Source organism: Pantoea sp. GbtcB22, from assembly GCF_019091025.1.
Lineage (GTDB): Bacteria > Pseudomonadota > Gammaproteobacteria > Enterobacterales > Enterobacteriaceae > Pantoea > Pantoea leporis.
Genome location: NZ_JAGXKB010000049.1, coordinates 1 through 340, shown reverse-complemented (window position 1 = coordinate 340; position 340 = coordinate 1). Strand labels below are relative to the sequence as shown.

Genomic DNA, 340 nt, shown 5'->3' with positions numbered 1-340 from the left:
GGTGGCGGCCGGCGGACGCTCACCGGCCGATGGCGAACAGCTGCACGCCAGCGCCAGCTTTGATGAAAGCGCGTTGACCGGCGAACCGCTGCCGGTAGCGCGTGAGCCAGGCGAGCAGATCATGGCCGGTGCCACCAGCCTACGTCGTCTGGTGACGCTGAAAGTCATTTCCCAGCCGGGCCAAAGTGCTATTGACCGCACCCTGCAACTGATTGAGGAAGCCGAAACCCATCGTGCGCCGGTTGAGCGCTTTATCGATCGCTTCAGCCGCACCTATACGCCCGCCATTATGCTGCTGGCGCTGCTGGTGATGGTGCTGCCGCCGCTACTGGGCTTTGGC

The 340-nt window shown here is 64.1% G+C and carries 1 pseudogene; it reads left to right on the top strand.

Annotated elements, in window-relative coordinates:
* Positions 1–340, top strand: a pseudogene (gene zntA / locus KVT28_RS24735) (Zn(II)/Cd(II)/Pb(II) translocating P-type ATPase ZntA); the annotation flags it as partial.